This window comes from Paenibacillus sp. JT31N11 (genome assembly GCF_056269285.1).
In genome coordinates this window covers 174,802-194,249 of sequence record NZ_JBWDNQ010000009.1, presented here as the reverse complement: position 1 = coordinate 194,249, position 19,448 = coordinate 174,802, and the positions used below count along the sequence as shown (strand labels likewise).

Below are 19,448 nucleotides of genomic sequence, written 5' to 3'. Positions count from 1 at the left end.
GCTAATCTATTGAAAGTATGAAGCGAGAAAATCCAGAAAAGGCGGGCATATGTTATGAAGCTTATGTTTCCACACGTAAATACAGCGGAAGAAATCGCAGATGTGGCACGATTGGCGGCGATAATATGGCGCGAATATTATGTATCCATTATTACAATCGAGCAGATTGACTACATGATTGAAAAGTTCCAATCGGTTCCAGCGATTACGCATCAGATCCATCATCAGGGCTATGAATATTACTTGATCCATCAGAATGGCTCCGCAGTCGGATATATGTCGGTCAGAGAAGAAGAGGGCAAGCTCTTCCTGAGCAAGTTTTATATAGGCAGGGAGCACCGGGGACGCGGCTATGCCAGTCAAGCGTTGGCATTCCTGGAGCAGCTCTGCAAAGCCCGGAATCTAAGCTACATTTGGCTGACGGTCAATCGACATAACGAATCCAGTATCGCAGTATATGAGAAAAAAGGCTTCCTGACCGTACGGGAACAAATTGCGGATATCGGAAATGGATTCATCATGGATGATTTTATTATGAAAAAAGTAATGATGGTTCCATAAGCGAAAAGATGCGATACGCGAGTACAATATGATCAGAATCGAAAATAATTCTCATCTGATAAGAGGTCGACGATGAATAATTGGAAAGCGACTTTACTTTTAGTGTCGGGCATTGGATTTTCAAATTTGGGAAATTGGATATACTTTGTAGCCATTAACATCAAGATTCTTGATCTTACGGGATCAGCAGCGGCTGTTGCTGGATTGTTTGTGATTAAGCCGATCGCTCAATTATTTACGAATCTTTGGTCAGGCAGTATTATAGATCGAGTTAATGTAAGAAAGTTGATGATTCTCGTTGACGTTGTACGGGGATGTCTCGTTTTTATTATTCCGTTTCTTTCTTCGCTTTGGATGATATACATGATGATCTTCATGATTAGCCTGTTCGGTTCGTTTTTTGGTCCAAGTTCATCTGTTTATATAACAAAGATTGTGCCTGCTGCGGATCGTCAAAGGCTTAACTCAGTGATGAGTATGGTAAATTCAGGCGCATTTCTGCTTGGACCTGCGATTTCCGGATTGTTAATTATGACAGTGGATGCCGATTTTTGTATTATCTTTAATGCAATAAGTTTTATTGTCTGTGCTTTAATCATCTTTGTCTTACCCAATGTCCAAAAAAAACCGGAACCGGTTAAGCCAATGACTAAGAAACTTCTTATTGAGGATTGGAAGCTCGTAGGAAGGTTTATTAGTACGGCAAAACTTTTTTTTATAATTTACGTACTGTTTCAACTTGCTATGATAATTGGCTATTCAGTCGATTCACAGGAAGCAACTTATATCCGATTACATTTACAATTGTCGGTAAGCGATTATGGAACGATTATTAGTCTGACAGGCGTTGGAGCATTAGTAGGTTCATCTGTTGCTGCAATAATGGCTAAGAAAATATCTTACCGCTGGTATATGAGTGTTGGCACAGTACTTTCAACTCTGTTTTATATCACTTTTTATGCTTCGTTTAATTTTATTTCTGCTGCTGTTTCTTTTGTATTATTAGGTTTTTTTATGTCTTTTGCCGGTGCAGGTTATACCACTTTTGTTCAAAACCATGTCCCCGCTTCAATTATGGGCAGGTTCTCCAGCTTAGCCGATGTTACACAGGGCTTAATTCAAATTGTGTTGACTCTTATTATTGGTTTTATTGCGGAATTGATTTCATTACAATTCGTGTGCCTTATGGTATGTGGTTTGGCGCTGATATCCGGAATTATACTATTTTTAAAAGTTCTTTTTGCTTCAAAGTCCAACTATTTTCATATACAAAACAGCGAAATTTTATAATGCGTTCACTTGAATAGAAAAAACGGTTGATTGAAATTGGCGATGATGAACGGGCAAAATAGTGGAATAGCTGCCGCGGCAGCTACTCCACTATTTTTATGTGAATTAACAGACAGAATAAATGGAAGTGAGAAGGGGCGTTGCGTTGCTACAATTTAACATGAGCTAAACATCGTTGCTTTATGCTATGCAGGCAACGCACTTATAGTTTCATGGAATAGCCAAGGGCGGCAGTTATCAATTTTTAAACGAAATAAAACGGGACAGTTGCATAGCCGCAGCTGTCCCGTTTTCCATTCAAATATGTTATTCAAAAACATCTTTGCGAAAAAAATGAAAAATAAATTGACATTGGAGTTGGCTCCAATGGTATGGAAGATAATCGGTACCGCAGGTATTCGAAGAACGATCTCATCGATTTGATGAATATTCAGATCATGCAGTATGCAGATTTTACTCTTGACGAGATCAGGGGGAAGTTTAGCTTCCGCAACATGGAAAATATCGACCATGCTTACTGTGAGGAGGTTGCCGCTTTCCTCGACGCCAAGAACGCAGAAACGCGCAAGAAGATTGCTCATCTGGAAAAGGTCAGTCGGCTGCTCGACCTCGCAGCCGAAACGCTAAGGGACATTAACAACGAAAGTGACCAGCGTCTGGCCAAGACCGTACGCGAGATTTACAAGGATATCCACAAGAACGAACCGGGAATTTCCAAGGAAGGTTGTGGTGAATATCAAGGTTAGGAATTTTTATTATCTGACTGCAGGCGTCCTTGCGATGTTGTTTGCCGTCACGCACGCATGGAACGGGCAATCCACCGCGCTGCCGATGCTCGACATTGAGGCGATATCCGTGGGTACCCGGACAGTATTCACTTATGTCTGGCACGTCATCACGGCGGAGAATCTGGTCTTCGGCCTCGCTTTCATTGTCATGTCATTCCAAAACGAGCGATCAAAGATCCGTTTTGCCGTATGGATGATCGCGGGGATCCTGATCGTCCGGCTGATGGTTATTCTTGGTGTAACAGCGTTGATTGACACATCGGGGCTTACGGATACGCTTATAGATTCGATTGCCATTGTAATCTATGTGGCCCTCATCATACTGGGCACAAGAATGAAGAAAAACCAGTACGATGGTCTGCAACCACAGTAACAGAGCTGTCCGAATTTTGAGATTTTCAAGTATTGTACTATGATAAACTTGATTCCGTTATTTGATTTCAGCGATAGTATGGGACAGTGCCCCTTACTCTAACCGTATACCCAAGGAGTGATAGAAATGGCGCGTGTTTTATTTATTAATGGTGGATCAGAGGGACATATCAATCCAACGATTGGAGTTGTGCAGGAGCTTATTTCGCGGGGAGAAGAGGTCGTGTACTTTTCTATAGAAGCTTTTCGGGAGCGTATTGAGCAAACGGGAGCCTTTGTACGAACATTTGACGATCAAAAATTTATCAAAGCCTTTATCTCGGGTGGAAGAGATTATTTGCTTGAACGAATCAACGGTCTTTTGCTTACGGCAGATATAGTGATACCAAGCATTCTTGAACAGATCAAAGGAGAACATTTTGATTACATCATCCATGATTCCATGTTTGGTTGTGGACGTTTACTTGCTCAAATTCTTAAGCTTCCTGCAATTAGTTCTTGTACTTCTTTTGCGCAGACAAATGGTTCATTCGATAAAATGCTGGAACAATTATCTATAAAAATCCCTTCAGAAATCGTTAAACCTATAAATGATAAATTTCAAAGCCTGACGGCAATGGTGAAGGACAAATATGGTGTGGAGATCCATTCTCCTTACGAAGTATTTTGTAATCCTGCGCCGCTTACAATCGTTTATACAACAAGGGAGTTTCAACCTTACGGAGAAGCATTCGACCAAACTTATAAATTTGTAGGCCCATCCATCTCTTCGCGATTCACTCAAGAAAACTTCGATTTAACTGCAATCAAGGGGACAAACCCCATTTACATTTCACTGGGTACAGTATTTAATCAAACAATTGATTTCTATAAGCTTTGTTTTGAGGCATTTGGGGGCACTGATCATACTATTGTCATGTCTATTGGGAATAGAACCCAAATTTCTGATTTAGGGGAAATTCCTAATAACTTCATTGTAAAAAATTATGTTCCACAAACTGATGTACTGCAACACACTAAATTATTTATTACACATGGTGGAATGAACAGCACCAATGAAGGTCTCTATTATGGGGTTCCGTTAATTGTAATCCCACAAAGCGCGGATCAGCCGATGATTGCGGGGCGAGTCGCCAATATCGGAGCAGGCATTGCATTACAAATGCAGAGCGTGACTGCAAATCAACTGCGTGAAGCCGTAGATCATGTGTTAAGCCACCCATCCTTCAAGAAAGCTGTTGCAAATATAAGGGAATCCTTTCGAAAATCAGGGGGATATCATCAAGCGGTTGATGAGATCTTCGAATTTAAAAGTCAAAATCATATCTAAATGAGTCAATTTCACAAATCGTTTTCTCAAACAACAGATCGTGATTGCAGATGATTTGCCTAATTGCCGACATAGCAATCCAAAAGAAACTGTTATATTCATTACATGTTACCATAAGTAAGAAACATAAATTATTGCAGACAGGTAAATATCAACTGTGTTTTAATATTCAATGAAAACAGAGCCATTTTTTAAAATAGGATTAAGCAGCTGAGGATTATAATGGCATTCATGTTAAATCCTTAAATAAGGGGTGTGGTTCAGATATTGGAGCTAGAAAGAATTAGAGAAAAAATTATTGCTTTAAGTGAGTCGGATGCTAAAAGCATTTTGATGCTTACAGCCGCTAATTTACAAATGGTAGAGGAGAACAAAGGGGAATTCACATGTGAGGACTGTGTTAATCAATTGATAAAATTATATAGAAGTATTCCTGATGTTTAAATGAAGAGTAAATTATAAGGCATAGTAATACGTTAAGCTAACGACACGATAGTCAAATGCGAGGGCTGCTGCGAGGCAGCCAATGAGGTGGACCCAATTACCAAGCAGGATTTGCTGATGAGCTTTCCCGGCGAGAGCATGATGATTCTTAAAATCCCATTTGACAAACAAGAGAATTTAATCTATTTTATATGCTATAGCATATGTTAATCGCTTACAGAGAAGAGGAGCATTTATAGACAAAAATAATCTGGAATTATATAATCTCACTGGTTTCCTTGTTCATCGTACTGATGTGAAAATGAATAATTTTTTCACAAAAAAGCTTAAACAATATGAAGTAACTCCTGACCAATGGGGAATTATCTGTGTACTTGACGGGGAAAGAGCAACGAGTCAGAAAGAGCTTGCCGAAGCTATTGACAGAGATCAAACCACTGTTGTAAGGATGATCTACTCACTTGAAAAAAAGGGAATCGTAAAAAGAATACAAAATGAGTCTGACAAACGTTCCCACAACTTGTTCCTCAGCGACAAAGGAACGGGTCTCAAAATAAAGCTTTTGCCGATTGTAAAGGCTGCTCATGATTATGTAACCAAAAATTTGAGTAAGGAGGAACTTCTGGTGTTGCATGCGCTCCTTGATAAACTGTATTCAAGCGTAAAATATGAGTAAGTGTAAATCCTTTTTATCCGAGAATCCGAATTTTAATATCAGGTTGCACAGTAAGAAGTCTCATATATATGCTATAGCATATAAAAAGCGAATATTGAAAACGGGAAAGAGAGTGATTACGGATATGTTATTGATTATTTTAAAAGTTATAGTGGGCATTTTCTTCATGATTACAGGTATTACAATAATCTCTGGAAAAATGGCAAATGAGTTTAAACGATTTGGCCTTCCCTCCATATTTAACCTCTTAACAGGGTCTATTGAAATTGTATGCGCTATTGGGATGATTGTGGGAATATGGTTTCCAATCGCGGCGTTGTTATCCGGATTTCTGTTGGGAGCGACAATGCTTGCTGCAGCCTTTGTTCTGCTTATGATCGCACGTGATCCATTTAAAAAAGCTATTCCATCTATAATACTTTGTCTGCTGTCTATTACGATTGCACTTTATCACTTTGATTTCTGATATTGAATCGGTAGATGTGAACAAGTACGGTAATCAGGGGGCGTCTTCCGGAAACGGCAATATCCCCTTGTACATGCGTACTGTGCTTTGATAGGCGCGTTTCATTCGCGGCAGTTGTTCCGCGGGAAATTCGTCCCGCTTTCGAATCGCTTCTTGAAGCGGCACGATGCGGCATTTCGCGGGTTTGCCATGCTTTTCGATGCTTACCCAGGTTGGTATTCCCTCGACGCCAGAGAGCCGGATGGAGCCATTGGAGTTTTTGCGGAGCTTGAGGCGAACGATGATGCCGGTCAGGGCGGCGTCGTTACGGTGCAGCCGGGTGGAGATAAAGTTGCCGAGCGAGTAGATGGCCAACCGTTTCCTCGTCCGTCCCCAGACGTCCTTCACAGTTCTGATCACCGCCGGCTGAAGGACATGCGGATGCGAGCCCAGCACCACGTCCGCGCCGTGCCGGAACAGGAAGTGGACCCACTCCTTCTGATTGGCGGCAGGGCTACGTTCATACTCGAATCCAAAGTGCATGCACACGATAATAAAATCAGCGGCGGCCTGCAACCGTCTCAGGTCGTTTTTTATTTTCGCGCGGTTGAGTTTTTTGACGCCAGCGGGCTGCCCCTTCGGTATAGGCATGCCGTTCGTGTCCCGCGTATACGACAGAATGCCGATACGGATGCCTTTGACATTCCGCACGCAGAGCCCCCGTGATTCCTGCGCGGTTCGATAGGTTCCGGCGTGGGCGAGGCCGTACTTGTCGAGCACGTCTAGCGTCCTTTTGAGTCCGCGAACGCCGTAGTCCGCGCAATGGTTGTTGGCTGTAGCAAGCACATCGAAGCCGGCAGCCGACAGCGACTGCGCGAAGGCGTCAGGGCTTTTGAACAGCGGATTGCCGTTCTTCGGATTGCGCATTGTCTTCCGAAAGCCTGCATCTGGACCTCCTGCGAAGGTAGTCTCCAGATTGCCGATCGTAAGATGTGCATCCTGCAAATAATGGGCAACTGGTTCGAACATCCGCCCGTACTTGTAGTTTGCCCCTTCTTGATCGTCCGTGCCGCCCCCATGCCCGCCGGTACGAAGCAACCGGTTGAGCAGCGGCTTCATCAAGAGATCACCGACTGCCGCAACGACAATTTCCTTTGACATCCCATCGTCCCCCGATCGATTAGGCTAAAATCCGTTATGCCACCATATGCTGTCCGGGATGACTTGGTGTTTGGGACCGATTCGGGAACGAAAACGAGACTTCGGCCGCCCCGGCAGATGACATTGTACCTGAGGGTGGGCATATCAAGAATGAAGAATCCATAATGGAACAAGCAAAACCACCTTGAATTCAGGTGGTTTTTTGATATAGCCTCACAGCAAAACAAATCGATCGGTATTTTCCTAGTCTATGAATCTATAAGCGCCCCTTTTCAGATAGAGATGGTATATATCCAAACCGTTGTTCTCTTACGGCATAAGATAGACTATCAAATCCAAAGGAGGTTGATGAAAGATGTCAATTGTAACATATTCAACAGGTCCAGTCGAAAATGCGATCAATATCAGTACACTGCCGGGTGAATCCAGAACGTTTTTAGTAAAAGCGGTAAACAATGGCCTTTCCAGCGCAAGGGTTAAAATTCAATTGTTCCGTTTGAACGGAAAGAAGGTTTTAGTTGCTACAAGAACATTTACACTTGCTGCAGGATCATCCGACTACCGTGTATTAAACGTCGCTCAACTGTTTCAATTCGAAGTTCAAATCAAGACTGACAGCAAGAAAGTGCTTGTATCCGGATGGGGAAAAAATGCATCCGGACGACTGGTAGCCGCTCACCGTTATACGCCAGAAGAATTCGCCAAAAAAGTAAACTAGTCACTTCTGCCGCAGACTTCAACTCAGTTCAACCTTTTTAAAATGTCCATGCCCGCTTGCGGGCATGGACATTTTAGCTATAGTGTTCTCCAAAACCGGAACAACAGCGTGAACTTGCCCTGAAAAAGCAGACAATTTAGTCGGGAGTGCTCCAAGCACTTCCGTTTTTTGCGTTTTAAATGAATTCTATGAATTAATTAAATCACCCGTCATGCTCATTTTACAGGGGTACAGATGCTCCTTCTATAGCCGACTTCCATTGCCCAATCTTGCGTTCAGGTAAGATAAGAAAGTCCTCAAACCTGTCATTTGTTGAATGATCGGCTTGGGGACAACAATAAATCGTTTTTTCACTATTCCAAATGCAAAATTTCGAACTCATCCTGAGCGAATGATTTCTCTGCATAATTTCCACCCCAGGTGCAAAGCGATCTCAAAATTGGTTCAAGTGATTGGCAAAGCTCTGTAGTTGAATATTCGACTTTCGGAGGAACTTGATTATACATTTTCCTACTGATAAGTCCACTCGCTTCTAACTCTCTAAGCGTTTGAATAAGCATTTTTTGAGTAATATTGGGTATCAGTCTCTTTAGCTCGCTCGTCCGTTTTGGGCCTTTTATCACATGGTATAAAATAAGCCCCTTCCATTTCCCTCCGATTACCTCCAAAGTAACCTCCAGGTCACAGTAATAAGTTTTCATTTTTGAAATAACATCTCCCGATTACAGTTATCACTTTTTAATTACTATATAACAAAAAAGTGTGTACTTTATTTATTATTACGATTAATTCATAATATCATTCGCTGGCTTACATGAATAGCTCTTACAGCCGCCATCATGTCGTACGTCGTACTGAATGCTGTATTTTGGAACACTTCGAAATGAGACTGAATTATATGAAAGTGCAGTCCGCTTCTTTACAACCACTTTTACAATTGGAAGGCTATGTGAGAAGAGCGGTGTATGAAGAAACGTAAAGTATCCTTATGAAGCTGCTTATTTTACTCAATTGTCACTTTCAGGTGACTATATAACAAAAAAGTGTGTACTTTTATTTCGGTTACTTTTGATCCATAATAGCAACTATAAGAAGTTCAGTACCTAACCTTTTTATTGAAGGGAAATGGAAATTAGAACTTCCTATACGAAACTAAAATTATTCTTAAAGGAGAGTCATAATATGGGTAAGTTTGATGGTAAAGTAGCGGTTGTAACAGGAGGCACCAGCGGTATTGGTCTTGCAACAGCACAGCAGTTTGCAAAAGAAGGCGCGCATGTTTTTATTACCGGCCGCAGACAAAGTGAACTGGATGCAGCAGTTAAGCTGATTGGGAAGAATGCAACGGGTGTTCAAGGCGATATTTCCAAGTTGGCAGATTTGGACAAGCTGTACGAAACCGTGAAGCAAGAGAAAGGACATTTGGACATCCTCGTTGCAAATGCGGGGCTGGGATCCTTGCTTCCACTAGGCGAAATTACAGAAGAGCATTATTACAAAACATTTGACGTCAATGTAAAAGGAACCATATTCACGGTGCAAAAGGCATTACCGTTGTTTCCGAATAAGACAGGTTCGATTATTTTGACGGGGTCCACTGCTGGTGCAGCGGGGATGCCGGCGTTTAGTATCTATGGCGCATCGAAGGCGGCAATAAGACAGCTGATCCGCAGCTGGATTCTGGATCTGAAAGGAACAGGAATTCGTGTCAACGTCCTTAGTCCGGGAACCGTTCATACACCGGCTTACGATGACTTATTCGGAGCCGAGTTAAATAACTTCCTTGAACAGGCCAAGAATGAAATACCGCTAGGCAGAGTGGGGAAAGCCGAAGAAATCGCGAATGCCGTCATGTTCCTGGCCTCTAATGAAAGCAGCTATATAAATGGGATTGAATTATTCGTAGATGGCGGAGTTGCACAAATTTAATTCGGAAATATACCCTAAGATCTTTAATGGATGACAGAATGTAAATGACATGACGGTATTCAGCTTTATCTTGACATCATATTTGCAACAAAACCATCGCCCAAATCGGTCGATGGTTTTGTTTGCTAGGCAGCTATGGAGATTCACGACTTGTGACAAAAATATTGTTCCGTTCTCGAAGGAAGTGCCTGATCCGGACGGCAATCGAGCGAGCTTTTTTGGAAGAGAACGAGAAACTGACACATGTTATCATGTTCATTTTTGAGAGGTATTCGCATGAGTTGCAAAGAGATCGCGCATAATAATTGAACTGCGCGATGTACCGCTGAACTGCGGTATCCGGAGCGCCTCGGCATGACAATGCATCGAAAAAACATCCCTGCCGTTATCAGGATAAGGCAGGGATGTTTTTGATAGTGGAGCGAAAGCTGGTGGATCGTCCAATTCCGGGCAGACTAGGCAGTATGCACGACGGGCGCATTTTCCTCTTCCGTTTCCGGCTTCTTCTGCAGGCGCGCATTGCCGAGGGTGAGGGCGATGATTGCGCCGGCGGCCATTACGAATAAGGCAAGGATGAAGCCGTGGGAGATGGCGTTTCCGATCGCATTTCTCATGAAGGCGAGCAGATCTGCCGGCATTTCCGATGCACCGCGGAGGACTGTCTCCGGATTGGTCAGCGTCGCCTCCTGCTGGTCTGGGATTTGGAATTTGGCGATTGCCTCCTGCGAGGAGTTCTTCAGACTCGCATTGACGAGCACGGCCATGATGGAAGCGCCCATCACGCCGCCAATATTGCGCCAGAAGCCGACGACGGAGGAGGAGATGCCGATGTATTTCGTATCTACGGCCATCGCAACCGCGCTCTGGCCCATGCTCATCAGTGGTCCGATCACGCCGAGACCCAGCAGAATCATGATGCTGATGACCTGCCAATACGGCATATCCGGCGAGAGATTCATGAGCAGGAGAGAGGCGACGACGCCGAGCGCCATATTCACGAACATCACCGACCGGAAACGAAACTTGGCCGAGATGAAACCAGCCACGATCGCGCCTCCGATCAGCGAGGCCATCATCGGCGTCAGGACGCCGTTGGAATTGGCCTTGCCGAGCACGCTGGTCGCATAGAGCGGCAGATACGTGATGGCTGAGAACATGATGAATCCCTGGCAGAAGCAGAGCAGGCTTGTGCCGAGCACCAGTCGATGCTTGAAGATGGAGAGGGGGAGCATCGGCTCTTCGGCTTTGGATTCCACCCGCAGGAATGAGACCGCGCCGATCGCGCCGATTGCGAATAGTCCGATAATCTGCCAGGAGCTCCAGGCATAATCCTTGCCGCCAAGCTCCAGCGCGAGCAGGACGGAGACGGTCGTCACGATCAGCAGCACTGCGCCGAGATAATCGATCTTTGGCTTGCGCTCGGCCTTCGATTCGCGAAGGGAGAAGAGGAGCACGAGCATCGACGCGATGCCGATCGGCAGGTTGACGTAGAAGCACCAGCGCCAGCTGAAATGCTCCGAGATCAGTGTCCCGAGCTGAGGGCCGGCGACGGACGACAAGCCGAATACGGCGCCCATGACCCCGGACAGTTTGGCGGCCTGCTTAGGGTCGCCGAACAAGGTGAAGATAATGGAGAATGAAATCGGGAATACAGAGCCAGAGCCGATGCCCTGGATGACGCGGAACCAGATCAGCTGATCGATTGTTTGCGCCATGCCGCAAAGAGCAGAGCCGATAAGGAATAAGGATATGCCAATCAGGTAAAACTTCTTGCGACCGAACAAATCGGACAGTTTGCCGAAAATCAGCATGGTGCTGGTGGCCGCAAGCATGTAGGCGGTAAATACCCACGAGATTTTCTCGAAGCCCCCGATGTTCTCGATGACTTTGTTGACGCTGGCGGACACGATCGTATTATCCAGCGAAGCCATCAGCAATCCTAACGCCATGGACAGGACGATCAGTCCCGTATGTTTTGAAGCTGTTGACATGAGCAGTGCCACTCCTTCCAAGATTTAAGTCTTATTCCGATTCCGTCAGTTTCCGCAGAGCCTCATGCAGGGTTCGGGTCTTGGCCGCATTCAACTCGAACCCGATCTCGAGACATAGCGTCTTCGACGGCGGCATGCCTGGCGCGATTTTCTGCTTCATGCGTCCCAGCTGCTCGCCGGACGCCTCGGACTTGCGGATCTCGTCGCGAACCCAATCGGTCAGCGTATCCGTGTCCATGTATTCCCCGAAAAACATCCGCACGAGGAAATCCGAACGGAAGCTGTCCTTCTCCATCGGCGATTCGAGAAAAGCTTGAAACTGCTGGCGTCCGGCATCGGTCAGCGAATACACGTTTTTGTTCGGCCTCCCGTCTTGAATGACGTTTTCTTTGATGATAAACCCCTGCGCCTCCAGCTTCGCGAGCGTCGGGTAGATCGTGCCGAAGCTGGCATCGAAAAAGAAAGACAGCGGCATCTCGAGCATTTGCTTGATTTCGTACCCGGACAACGGCTGGCGGTGAAGCAAGCCTAGTATGACATCTTGACTGTTCATTTTAATAATGGCCTCCCGCGTTATAGTTTGATGATGGATTCAATATATCAGGTCAATATATATCGAGTCAACATATATTTCGGCTATTGGTCTGCCATCCTCGAGGAGGCATGAACGAACTGTTTAAAGGTTTAAGAACCAATCAGGATCGCAGCCGTTTAACAAAAATAAACGCCAGGCCGCATGAATCACATGCGGCTTGGCGTTTTTTTACTATTTGCAGCGTCTGTCATCTTCATCATAAGCCGCTGTTTCTGGCACTATTCTGGCATTCTTTAATCTTCTAATAGTGCTTTGGCGTCTGCAATATATAATAGTGCCTTCCATTTGCACTGATTTCCTGCTTTAATAATGCCACTTAACCTTCCGCTTTGGTTGCTTGCCAATGACAAGAACTTGATCCCATTTCCGATCTTGACAAGAACTTGATCTCATTCGCGAATGAGACGTAATAAATGGTCGTACTGGAAGTAAAGTTTTCTCCGAAGCCACGTTTATTGACGGGAATCAATAGTGGATTTCACTATAATAACGTGAAAATCCTCGACACGCAGTCCTACAACTGCGACATGTCCAGGATCCAGGGGAGCTGTCCGTTTTAAAATTGGTTAAATTCTCACTTTCCATAATAGCTGTGCGTATTTATTCATTAAGTGTCCCATTTAATTCCATTAAACATTGTTGCTACTAGCAAAATATTCACGGGTATCTTTGCGCGATTGAGGGGTCAATACGCGATCAAGCTCTTCATTCAACCAAGTTAGTGACTTTTTACGAAGAAGATTGCGCATACTATCTTCTGCTTCAAGCATGGCTAAGTTTATCACACAGGAAGAAGCTCGAGTGCATGCTGCATAGTCCTCATCACGGCATAGATAGCTATTATCTTTGATGTTTTTACATTGAAAAATGGGGGCTGCACCTTCAACAGCTTCAACTACATCCCAAAAAGAAATATCCGCAGGAGACCTGGCTAATTTATAACCTCCTTTTACACCAGGGACAGAGCTTACGATACCAGCTTTTGTTAATTTACTGAAAATCTTCGAAAGATAGGTCTCTGAAACACCTTGAAAAGCGGAAAGCTCTTTAATCCCAATGGTTGATTCAGGAGGAATATCAATTAAATAGACCAAGCAATGCAATCCATATTCAACGCCAATACTATACTGCATACAAACACCTGCTTTCTAGATAAAAAGGTTGTTATTAATCATCTTAGGTTGATTTAAAACCCTTGTCAAATGAGGGTATTTGGGTATTTTCGGCCAAATGACCCATGATTTTTGGTTGACAGCCGCAAATGAAAGGTTTATATTGTGGATGAGGTTAATCGACGATAAACATTGTCAGCGTTACACTTCATAAGGCAAGATAAAATTTGTTGTTCACGGAGGAGATTACTATGAAGGTTAGATTAAATCATATGAGTGCAAGCCCAGGTGCTGTGCAAACGATGATGAAGCTGGAAGGGTTTATTAAGACGAGTGGGTTGGATGCAAAGCTATATGAATTAATTAAGATCAGAGCATCACAAATTAACGGGTGTGCTTATTGTATAAACATGCATACACGGGATTCGCGGAAAATGGGCGAGACGGAGCAGCGGATTTATTTACTTAACGCGTGGCGCGAAGCCCCCTTTTATTCCGACAAAGAAAGAGCGGTGCTTGAGCTTACGGAAGCTGTAACCCGTATTTCCGAGCAGGGCGTGCCGCAGGAATTGTATGAAAGAGTTCGGACACATGTGGATGAGGCGGAATATGTGGCAATCATTATGGCAATCAATACCATTAATGCATGGAATCGAATCGCTATCTCCACGGGAATGTTCCCTGAAGAGGAGTAAAGAGAAGCTTACAGCTCTTACGATTGTAGGTCCATTGAAGATAACGGCCGGTCTTCATGGTAAACCTACGCAATGAGCACTGCTAAATCATTTATTTATATTCAGGTACTGGTTAACCTCAAGGAGGGACCAATCATGTCAACCGTTTTATACGTGACCGCACACCCATTGGATAAGAGTGCATCCCATAGTTTGTCCGTAGGCCACGAGTTTATCCAAGCCTACCGTGAAGCAAATCCTAACGATGAAGTTATTCATCTGGATCTATATAAAACGGATATCCCGCAGCTAGACGCTGAAGTGTTACGTAGCTGGGACCAATTGAAAAGAGGCAGTTCTTTTGATCAATTGAGCCCGGATGCTCAGGCTAAAGTGACCCGTTTGAGTGAACTGGTTGATCAATTTCTCACCGCAGATAAAATCGTTGTCGTCAATCCAGTTTGGAATTTCTTGTTTCCACCCGTATTGAAAGCTTATATTGACGCCATATGCATACCCGGAAAAACAGTTAATTATACGGCGGAGGGTATAATTGGCTTAGCGTCTGACAAAAAAATGCTTCATATCCAGGCTTCCGGCAGCGTGCTCTCCGAGGGAGCAGCGGCAGACTTCGAATTCGGCCACCGATACTTGTCCGCTGTATCCAAATTCATAGGCATTCCTTCAATTGAAGTTATTTATATCGAGGGTATGGGAGCTGCACCGGATCAAGCGCCTGCTATTAAAGAAAAAGCAATTCAACAAGCGCTCGAACTAGCCAAAAGCTTCTAAGCCAGTTGAATAATTTCTAATATGAAGAAATACATTTTATTTGTTTTAGCCGGGGCATGCAGCTTTGGTTTATTGTCTACTTTTGTAAAGAAAGCTTATGAGATTGGTTTCAATGTCGGCGATGTAGTCGGCAGTCAAAACCTGTTCGGTGTGATTATGCTGTGGATATTGGTATTCGTGACCGCGAAATCTGCCAAGCAACCCGCTGCGTTGCATACATTTAAAGTAACAAGGCGTCAAGTGCTCTCGCTCATGGCCGTAGGAACGACAACAGGCTTAACGGGAATGCTTTACTATTCAGCGCTCCAGCATATTTCGGCTTCATTCGCGATTATCTTGTTGTTTCAATTTACGTGGATGGGCATCCTGCTGGAAGCAGCAGTTGAACGCAAACGTCCTGGTAAAGATAAACTTCTATCGCTCGTCATCTTGTTTGTCGGGATTATTATGGCAAGCGGATATTGGGGCGGGCGCAAGGAAGCTGTATCCTGGACAGGTGTTGTTCTTGGCTTGTCGGCTGCCGTTAGCTATGCGCTCTTCATTTGGTTTAGCGGGAAAACAGCCAAACAAGTCGATCCGATCACACGAAGCGCGATTATGCTGTCTGGCTCATTTATTCTCGCTATGTTGGTGTTTCCGCCGCATTTTCTTATAAATGGATCTTTGCACGACGGACTTGTACCTTGGGCGCTGCTGCTGGCTCTCTTCGGTATCGTCATCCCGCCGTTGTTCTATGCCATTGGCGTACCGCGTGTTGGCGGTGGACTAGCTACAATCTTGAGTGCAGCGGAACTGCCGACGGCCGTCATGATGTCGTACGTCGTCCTGAATGAGTCCGTCAACTGGCTGCAGTGGCTTGGTGTTGGGGTCACAATGTTCGGTATTGCCCTGCCTGAGCTTATGAAGCGCAAGAAGAGACAATCCGAACTTGTCGGCGCAAATGGAAGTTCGTAATCTTCGGTCTTTTCTTACAAAAGGCGGACGCGAAATCGTGAAGGAATATTTGCGATCTAAAGCTGGCAGAATATTTATGGTCATGGAATTGCAGCGTATATAGCGATGGACTTGTAAGAAAGTAATAAAGTAATAAAGTATTAATTACGTTAACCACAAAAAAATTAAGGGGTGTATGGAAACATGGAAATGAGACTGAATTATATGAAAGTGCAGCCCGGTTCTTTACAAACACTTTTACAATTGGAAGGGTATGTGAAGAAGAGTGGTCTTGACCACAACCTGTGGGAGCTGATTAAAATTCGTGCCTCGCAAATTAATGGCTGCGCCTACTGCCTGGATATGCACACGAAAGATGCGCGTGCGATGGGGGAGACGGAGCAGCGATTGTATTTGCTCAATGCATGGCGGGAAGCTCCGTTCTATACGGAAGCGGAGCGGGCCGCATTAGCATTAACGGAAGCGGTGACCAAAATTTCAGATGCTGGCGTGCCGCAGGAATTGTATGAGCAAGTCCGCAAGCATTTCGACGAGGGCGAATTTGTCAATTTAATTATGGCGATTAATGCGATCAACTGCTGGAATCGAATGGCGATATCAACGGGTATGCTACCTGGAGAATATCAGCCGGCCGTACGTAAATAGCTGTAGGCGAAATCCCCGTACATCGACTATGTACGGGGATTGACTTTAGTCATTTATTTATATTTAAGGGGAGGAAAAATGAGCTATAAAATACTTCTGTTTGATTTAGATGATACCTTGTTAGATTTTGGCGCTAATGAAACGGATTCGTTAACCAAATTGTTTCAGCACTACGGCTATACTTTTTCGGATGAGTTGTTTCGAGTATATAATGCCGTCAACAAACAACTATGGGCTGAATATGAAAATGGAAATATTGTATTGGATGATGTGCTAAACGCAAGATTTTCAGAAACAATGTTAAGACTGGGAGAAGTTGTGGATGGCATGGAATGGGAAAATCTGTACCGGGAGCTTTTGGGCAATGGAAGTCAGCTTATGGAAGGAGCTTTAGAATTGTGTCAAAGCTTGTCTGCATCCCATAGATTGTTTGTTATCACGAATGGTATAACCCAAACACAGATAAAGCGATTGAAGCAGTCAGGCTTGTATGAATTTTTTGAAGACATTTTTGATTCTCAAAGCATTGGATCTCAAAAGCCATCAACAGCATTTTTCGATTACGTGATGAGTCATATTAAAGATTTTAATATAAAGGAAGCACTTATTATCGGGGATTCATTAAATACCGATATAAAAGGTGGCCTTCTGTCAGGAATTGATACCTGCTGGTTTAACACAAAGTCACAAAAAGGTACTGCAGAAATTCAAAGTACCTATACGGTCACAAGCTTAGTGGAATTATATGACATCTGCTCCCAAAGCTAGAGATAGGCTCACCGATATACTGATGTTGGCCGATGAGCCGTGTTCCGGAGGCTTTTTCGTCAAGATGCGGTAAGCGGTTTACCGCGAATGCGGCTCATGAATGACGACCGGGAGAGCCACAATGAGAATCGGGAACATGTAAATCATTCAATTATCACATTTTTGATACTATGTAACTAATAAGTAAGTGCTACTATATAGTAAACTTATAAACTATAATTACAACAAGCAAGCTGTATAAACCACAAGTTGGACGATGACGCCAGACGAAAGATAGCGACTAGGAGGAACAACAAGAGATGCATACTAATAACTCTTATAAGATAACACCACAGGAGCCGATTCCATCGGGCTTCGGCAAGCAAACAACGGCGAAGGAAGCACTCGGCGGACGCGACTTAAGTGGGAAGGTTGCCATCGTGACCGGCGGATACTCCGGGCTAGGACTCGAAACAACCCGCGTTCTGGCGGAAGCCGGAGCTGTGGTTATCGTGCCTGCGCGCACTGCGGAGAAGGCCCGGGTTTCAATCGCCGCCATTCCGCGGGTGGAGCTGGAGGAGATGGATCTGATGGATCCGGCTTCAATCGACGCATTCGCGCAGCGGTTTCTGGATTCTGGGCGGTCCTTGGATATCCTCGTCAATAGCGCCGGCATAATGGTGCCTCCGCTGGTGCGCGACGCGCGCGGCTACGAATCCCAATTTGCCACGAATCATCTGGGGCATTTCCAATTGACGGCGCGGCTCTGGCCAGCCTTGAAACAATCGGGAAGCGCGCGAGTCGTTTCGCTCTCTTCAGGGGCAGTCTTCTTTGGAGGCGTCAATTTCGACGATCCGAACTTCGAACGGCGAGAGTATGATAAATGGAAAGCATACGGTGAGTCCAAGTCCGCCAACGCGCTGTTTGCCGTTGAACTGGACAGGCAGGGTCATGCGCATGGCGTCCGTGCCTTCTCTGTCCATCCCGGCGTAATCAAGACCGACCTGGCTCGTTTTTTGTCGGACGAGGAGCTGCGTGCCATGGGTATTATAGATGATCAAGGACATCCCGTTAATAACCCATCCCTGGGATACAAGACGGTCGAACAGGGCGCTGCGACTAGCGTCTGGTGTGCAACCAGTACGCAACTGGACGGAAGAGGTGGCGTTTACTGCGAGAACGTCGATATCACAACGGAAGTCCTGGCGGACACTCCGGTAAGTTCGACAGTCTCAGGCGTGCCGCCATGGGCTATCGATCCCGCTTCCGCGAAACGGCTCTGGCAGCTCAGTGAAGAGATGACTGGTGTGAAGTTCACGAGCTGAGGGAAATGTACCGGACGCGGAAGTCATCTTTGTAGAGCGCACATGTACAACGCAATCCTATGTTGGTCAAGCTGTCGAGGAATCCTCGACAGCTTTTATTGTTGTAACGGCAAGATCACATATGGAAATTCTAACTCCCATGGCAGGGCGGGTCTTTTTGAATCCCCCGGTTAATGCAGCCTCTTGATTCGTGCCGGAATTTCCACACGTTTGACTGGTGCGAGTCTGTAAGATCACGTTGGATACGGGGGGAGAGTTTGTATCTGGCGGATCACCGCGCTTCTTGAAAAAAAGAATAAACGATTGGAATGCCTGACTATTTTTGTCAGGGATAGAGGATTATAATCATTATGAGGATGAAGAAAATCCCAAGAGGAATGGCGGAACGGCGATTCCGGACGCTTCACGGAAAGAAGATTTGGACCATGACAAAGGCAGACAGTAAGTGATTAATCTTCTGGATGCTACGCTCGGGAAAGCCGCTGACTGCCAAGCAGCCAGCATCCTATGAAGTGATGTTATTTGGAATCTTACAAGAAGAAAGGGAGATGAACGATGAGTAAATACGCCATGTTTGGAAAATTGACAGCCCACCCGGGGAAACGGGAAGAACTCGCGAAGATGATGCTGGAATCCAGTGAAACGCTGAACGATATGGAGGGTTGTATCTATTATATTCTACATGCGGCTGAAGAAGATCCGGACGATCTGTGGATCACCGAGCTGTGGGAGAGTCAGGAAGCGCATACCGCGTCTCTGAAGAACGAGAACGTGCTTGCGCTCATCGGGCGCTGCCGGCATTTAATCGCCGGAGGGAGCGCCGTTAAGGTTCGGCCGCTCGGGGGAAAAGGGTTTTAAATCACGAGGTGTACTAAAAAAATATCGGTGACCTGACCCGG

The 19,448-nt window shown here is 45.0% G+C and carries 22 protein-coding genes; 17 read left to right on the top strand and 5 right to left on the bottom strand.

The window, feature by feature from the left end:
- Positions 1-54: 54 nt before the first annotated feature.
- From AC0YNV_RS26975 to AC0YNV_RS26940, 8 genes are all read left to right on the top strand, one after another.
- The gene (locus AC0YNV_RS26975) at positions 55-561 is read left to right on the top strand and encodes a GNAT family N-acetyltransferase (protein ID WP_475770799.1); all 507 of its coding nucleotides are present in this window, start codon (positions 55-57) and stop codon (positions 559-561) included.
- Between the two features lie 72 nt (positions 562-633).
- Complete coding sequence (locus AC0YNV_RS26970; protein ID WP_475770798.1) at positions 634-1,851, top strand: MFS transporter; 1,218 nt, start codon at positions 634-636, stop codon at positions 1,849-1,851.
- Positions 1,852-2,222: 371 nt separating this feature from the next.
- Positions 2,223-2,597 carry a MerR family DNA-binding protein gene (locus AC0YNV_RS26965; RefSeq protein ID WP_475770797.1) on the top strand — a complete coding sequence of 125 codons (375 nt, stop codon included), beginning with the start codon at positions 2,223-2,225 and terminating at the stop codon, positions 2,595-2,597.
- Entirely contained in the window at positions 2,578-3,012 is a 435-nt protein-coding gene (locus tag AC0YNV_RS26960) for a hypothetical protein (RefSeq protein WP_475770796.1), read from the top strand. The genes AC0YNV_RS26965 and AC0YNV_RS26960 overlap by 20 nt, the downstream gene beginning before the upstream one ends.
- A gap of 126 nt (positions 3,013-3,138) precedes the next feature.
- Positions 3,139-4,341, top strand: coding sequence for a macrolide family glycosyltransferase (locus tag AC0YNV_RS26955; protein WP_475770795.1), 1,203 nt, complete (start codon positions 3,139-3,141; stop codon positions 4,339-4,341).
- 267 nt (positions 4,342-4,608) lie between these two features.
- Complete coding sequence (locus tag AC0YNV_RS26950) at positions 4,609-4,785, top strand: hypothetical protein (RefSeq protein WP_475770794.1); 177 nt, start codon at positions 4,609-4,611, stop codon at positions 4,783-4,785.
- 301 nt (positions 4,786-5,086) lie between these two features.
- Positions 5,087-5,461 carry a MarR family winged helix-turn-helix transcriptional regulator gene (locus tag AC0YNV_RS26945; protein ID WP_475770793.1) on the top strand — a complete coding sequence of 125 codons (375 nt, stop codon included), beginning with the start codon at positions 5,087-5,089 and terminating at the stop codon, positions 5,459-5,461.
- A gap of 115 nt (positions 5,462-5,576) precedes the next feature.
- Positions 5,577-5,927 (top strand): DoxX family protein, encoded by a 351-nt coding sequence (locus AC0YNV_RS26940; RefSeq protein ID WP_475770890.1) that lies wholly within the window; start codon positions 5,577-5,579, stop codon positions 5,925-5,927.
- A gap of 33 nt (positions 5,928-5,960) precedes the next feature.
- On the opposite strand, the gene AC0YNV_RS26935 is transcribed toward AC0YNV_RS26940, so the two are convergent.
- Positions 5,961-7,067 carry a CapA family protein gene (locus tag AC0YNV_RS26935; RefSeq protein ID WP_475770792.1) on the bottom strand — a complete coding sequence of 369 codons (1,107 nt, stop codon included), beginning with the start codon at positions 7,065-7,067 and terminating at the stop codon, positions 5,961-5,963.
- A 355-nt stretch (positions 7,068-7,422) separates the two neighbouring features.
- On the opposite strand from AC0YNV_RS26935, the gene AC0YNV_RS26930 reads away from it, so the two are divergent.
- Positions 7,423-7,785, top strand: a complete 363-nt coding sequence (locus AC0YNV_RS26930) for a hypothetical protein (RefSeq protein WP_475770791.1) — start codon at positions 7,423-7,425, stop codon at positions 7,783-7,785.
- 353 nt (positions 7,786-8,138) lie between these two features.
- Here AC0YNV_RS26930 and AC0YNV_RS26925 read toward each other — a convergent pair whose 3' ends face one another.
- On the bottom strand, positions 8,139-8,486 hold the full coding sequence (locus tag AC0YNV_RS26925) for a winged helix-turn-helix transcriptional regulator (RefSeq protein ID WP_210047002.1): 348 nt from the start codon (positions 8,484-8,486) through the stop codon (positions 8,139-8,141).
- Positions 8,487-8,967: 481 nt separating this feature from the next.
- Here AC0YNV_RS26925 and AC0YNV_RS26920 point away from each other — a divergent pair, with 481 nt between their 5' ends.
- Positions 8,968-9,714 (top strand): SDR family NAD(P)-dependent oxidoreductase, encoded by a 747-nt coding sequence (locus AC0YNV_RS26920; protein ID WP_475770889.1) that lies wholly within the window; start codon positions 8,968-8,970, stop codon positions 9,712-9,714.
- Between the two features lie 455 nt (positions 9,715-10,169).
- Here AC0YNV_RS26920 and AC0YNV_RS26915 read toward each other — a convergent pair whose 3' ends face one another.
- The 3 genes from AC0YNV_RS26915 to AC0YNV_RS26905 form a co-directional block, all read right to left on the bottom strand.
- Positions 10,170-11,705: an MDR family MFS transporter gene (locus AC0YNV_RS26915; RefSeq protein WP_475770790.1), complete on the bottom strand. Its 1,536-nt coding sequence runs from the start codon at positions 11,703-11,705 to the stop codon at positions 10,170-10,172.
- 31 nt (positions 11,706-11,736) lie between these two features.
- Positions 11,737-12,258 (bottom strand): helix-turn-helix transcriptional regulator, encoded by a 522-nt coding sequence (locus AC0YNV_RS26910; RefSeq protein ID WP_210047004.1) that lies wholly within the window; start codon positions 12,256-12,258, stop codon positions 11,737-11,739.
- A 671-nt stretch (positions 12,259-12,929) separates the two neighbouring features.
- Complete coding sequence (locus AC0YNV_RS26905; RefSeq protein ID WP_475770789.1) at positions 12,930-13,433, bottom strand: Rrf2 family transcriptional regulator; 504 nt, start codon at positions 13,431-13,433, stop codon at positions 12,930-12,932.
- A gap of 230 nt (positions 13,434-13,663) precedes the next feature.
- Here AC0YNV_RS26905 and AC0YNV_RS26900 point away from each other — a divergent pair, with 230 nt between their 5' ends.
- The 7 genes from AC0YNV_RS26900 (at position 13,664) to AC0YNV_RS26870 (ending at position 19,407) form a co-directional block, all read left to right on the top strand.
- Positions 13,664-14,107, top strand: a complete 444-nt coding sequence (locus AC0YNV_RS26900) for a carboxymuconolactone decarboxylase family protein (RefSeq protein ID WP_475770788.1) — start codon at positions 13,664-13,666, stop codon at positions 14,105-14,107.
- 135 nt (positions 14,108-14,242) lie between these two features.
- Positions 14,243-14,878, top strand: coding sequence for an FMN-dependent NADH-azoreductase (locus AC0YNV_RS26895; protein WP_475770787.1), 636 nt, complete (start codon positions 14,243-14,245; stop codon positions 14,876-14,878).
- A 21-nt stretch (positions 14,879-14,899) separates the two neighbouring features.
- Positions 14,900-15,832 carry an EamA family transporter gene (locus AC0YNV_RS26890; RefSeq protein ID WP_475770786.1) on the top strand — a complete coding sequence of 311 codons (933 nt, stop codon included), beginning with the start codon at positions 14,900-14,902 and terminating at the stop codon, positions 15,830-15,832.
- A gap of 183 nt (positions 15,833-16,015) precedes the next feature.
- Positions 16,016-16,477 carry a carboxymuconolactone decarboxylase family protein gene (locus AC0YNV_RS26885; protein WP_475770785.1) on the top strand — a complete coding sequence of 154 codons (462 nt, stop codon included), beginning with the start codon at positions 16,016-16,018 and terminating at the stop codon, positions 16,475-16,477.
- 78 nt (positions 16,478-16,555) lie between these two features.
- Positions 16,556-17,245, top strand: coding sequence for a YjjG family noncanonical pyrimidine nucleotidase (locus AC0YNV_RS26880; RefSeq protein ID WP_475770784.1), 690 nt, complete (start codon positions 16,556-16,558; stop codon positions 17,243-17,245).
- Positions 17,246-17,544: 299 nt separating this feature from the next.
- On the top strand, positions 17,545-18,549 hold the full coding sequence (locus AC0YNV_RS26875) for an oxidoreductase (protein WP_475770783.1): 1,005 nt from the start codon (positions 17,545-17,547) through the stop codon (positions 18,547-18,549).
- A gap of 555 nt (positions 18,550-19,104) precedes the next feature.
- A complete protein-coding gene (locus AC0YNV_RS26870) occupies positions 19,105-19,407 on the top strand; it encodes a putative quinol monooxygenase (protein ID WP_475770782.1) in 303 nt (100 codons plus the stop codon).
- Positions 19,408-19,448 lie beyond the last annotated feature (41 nt).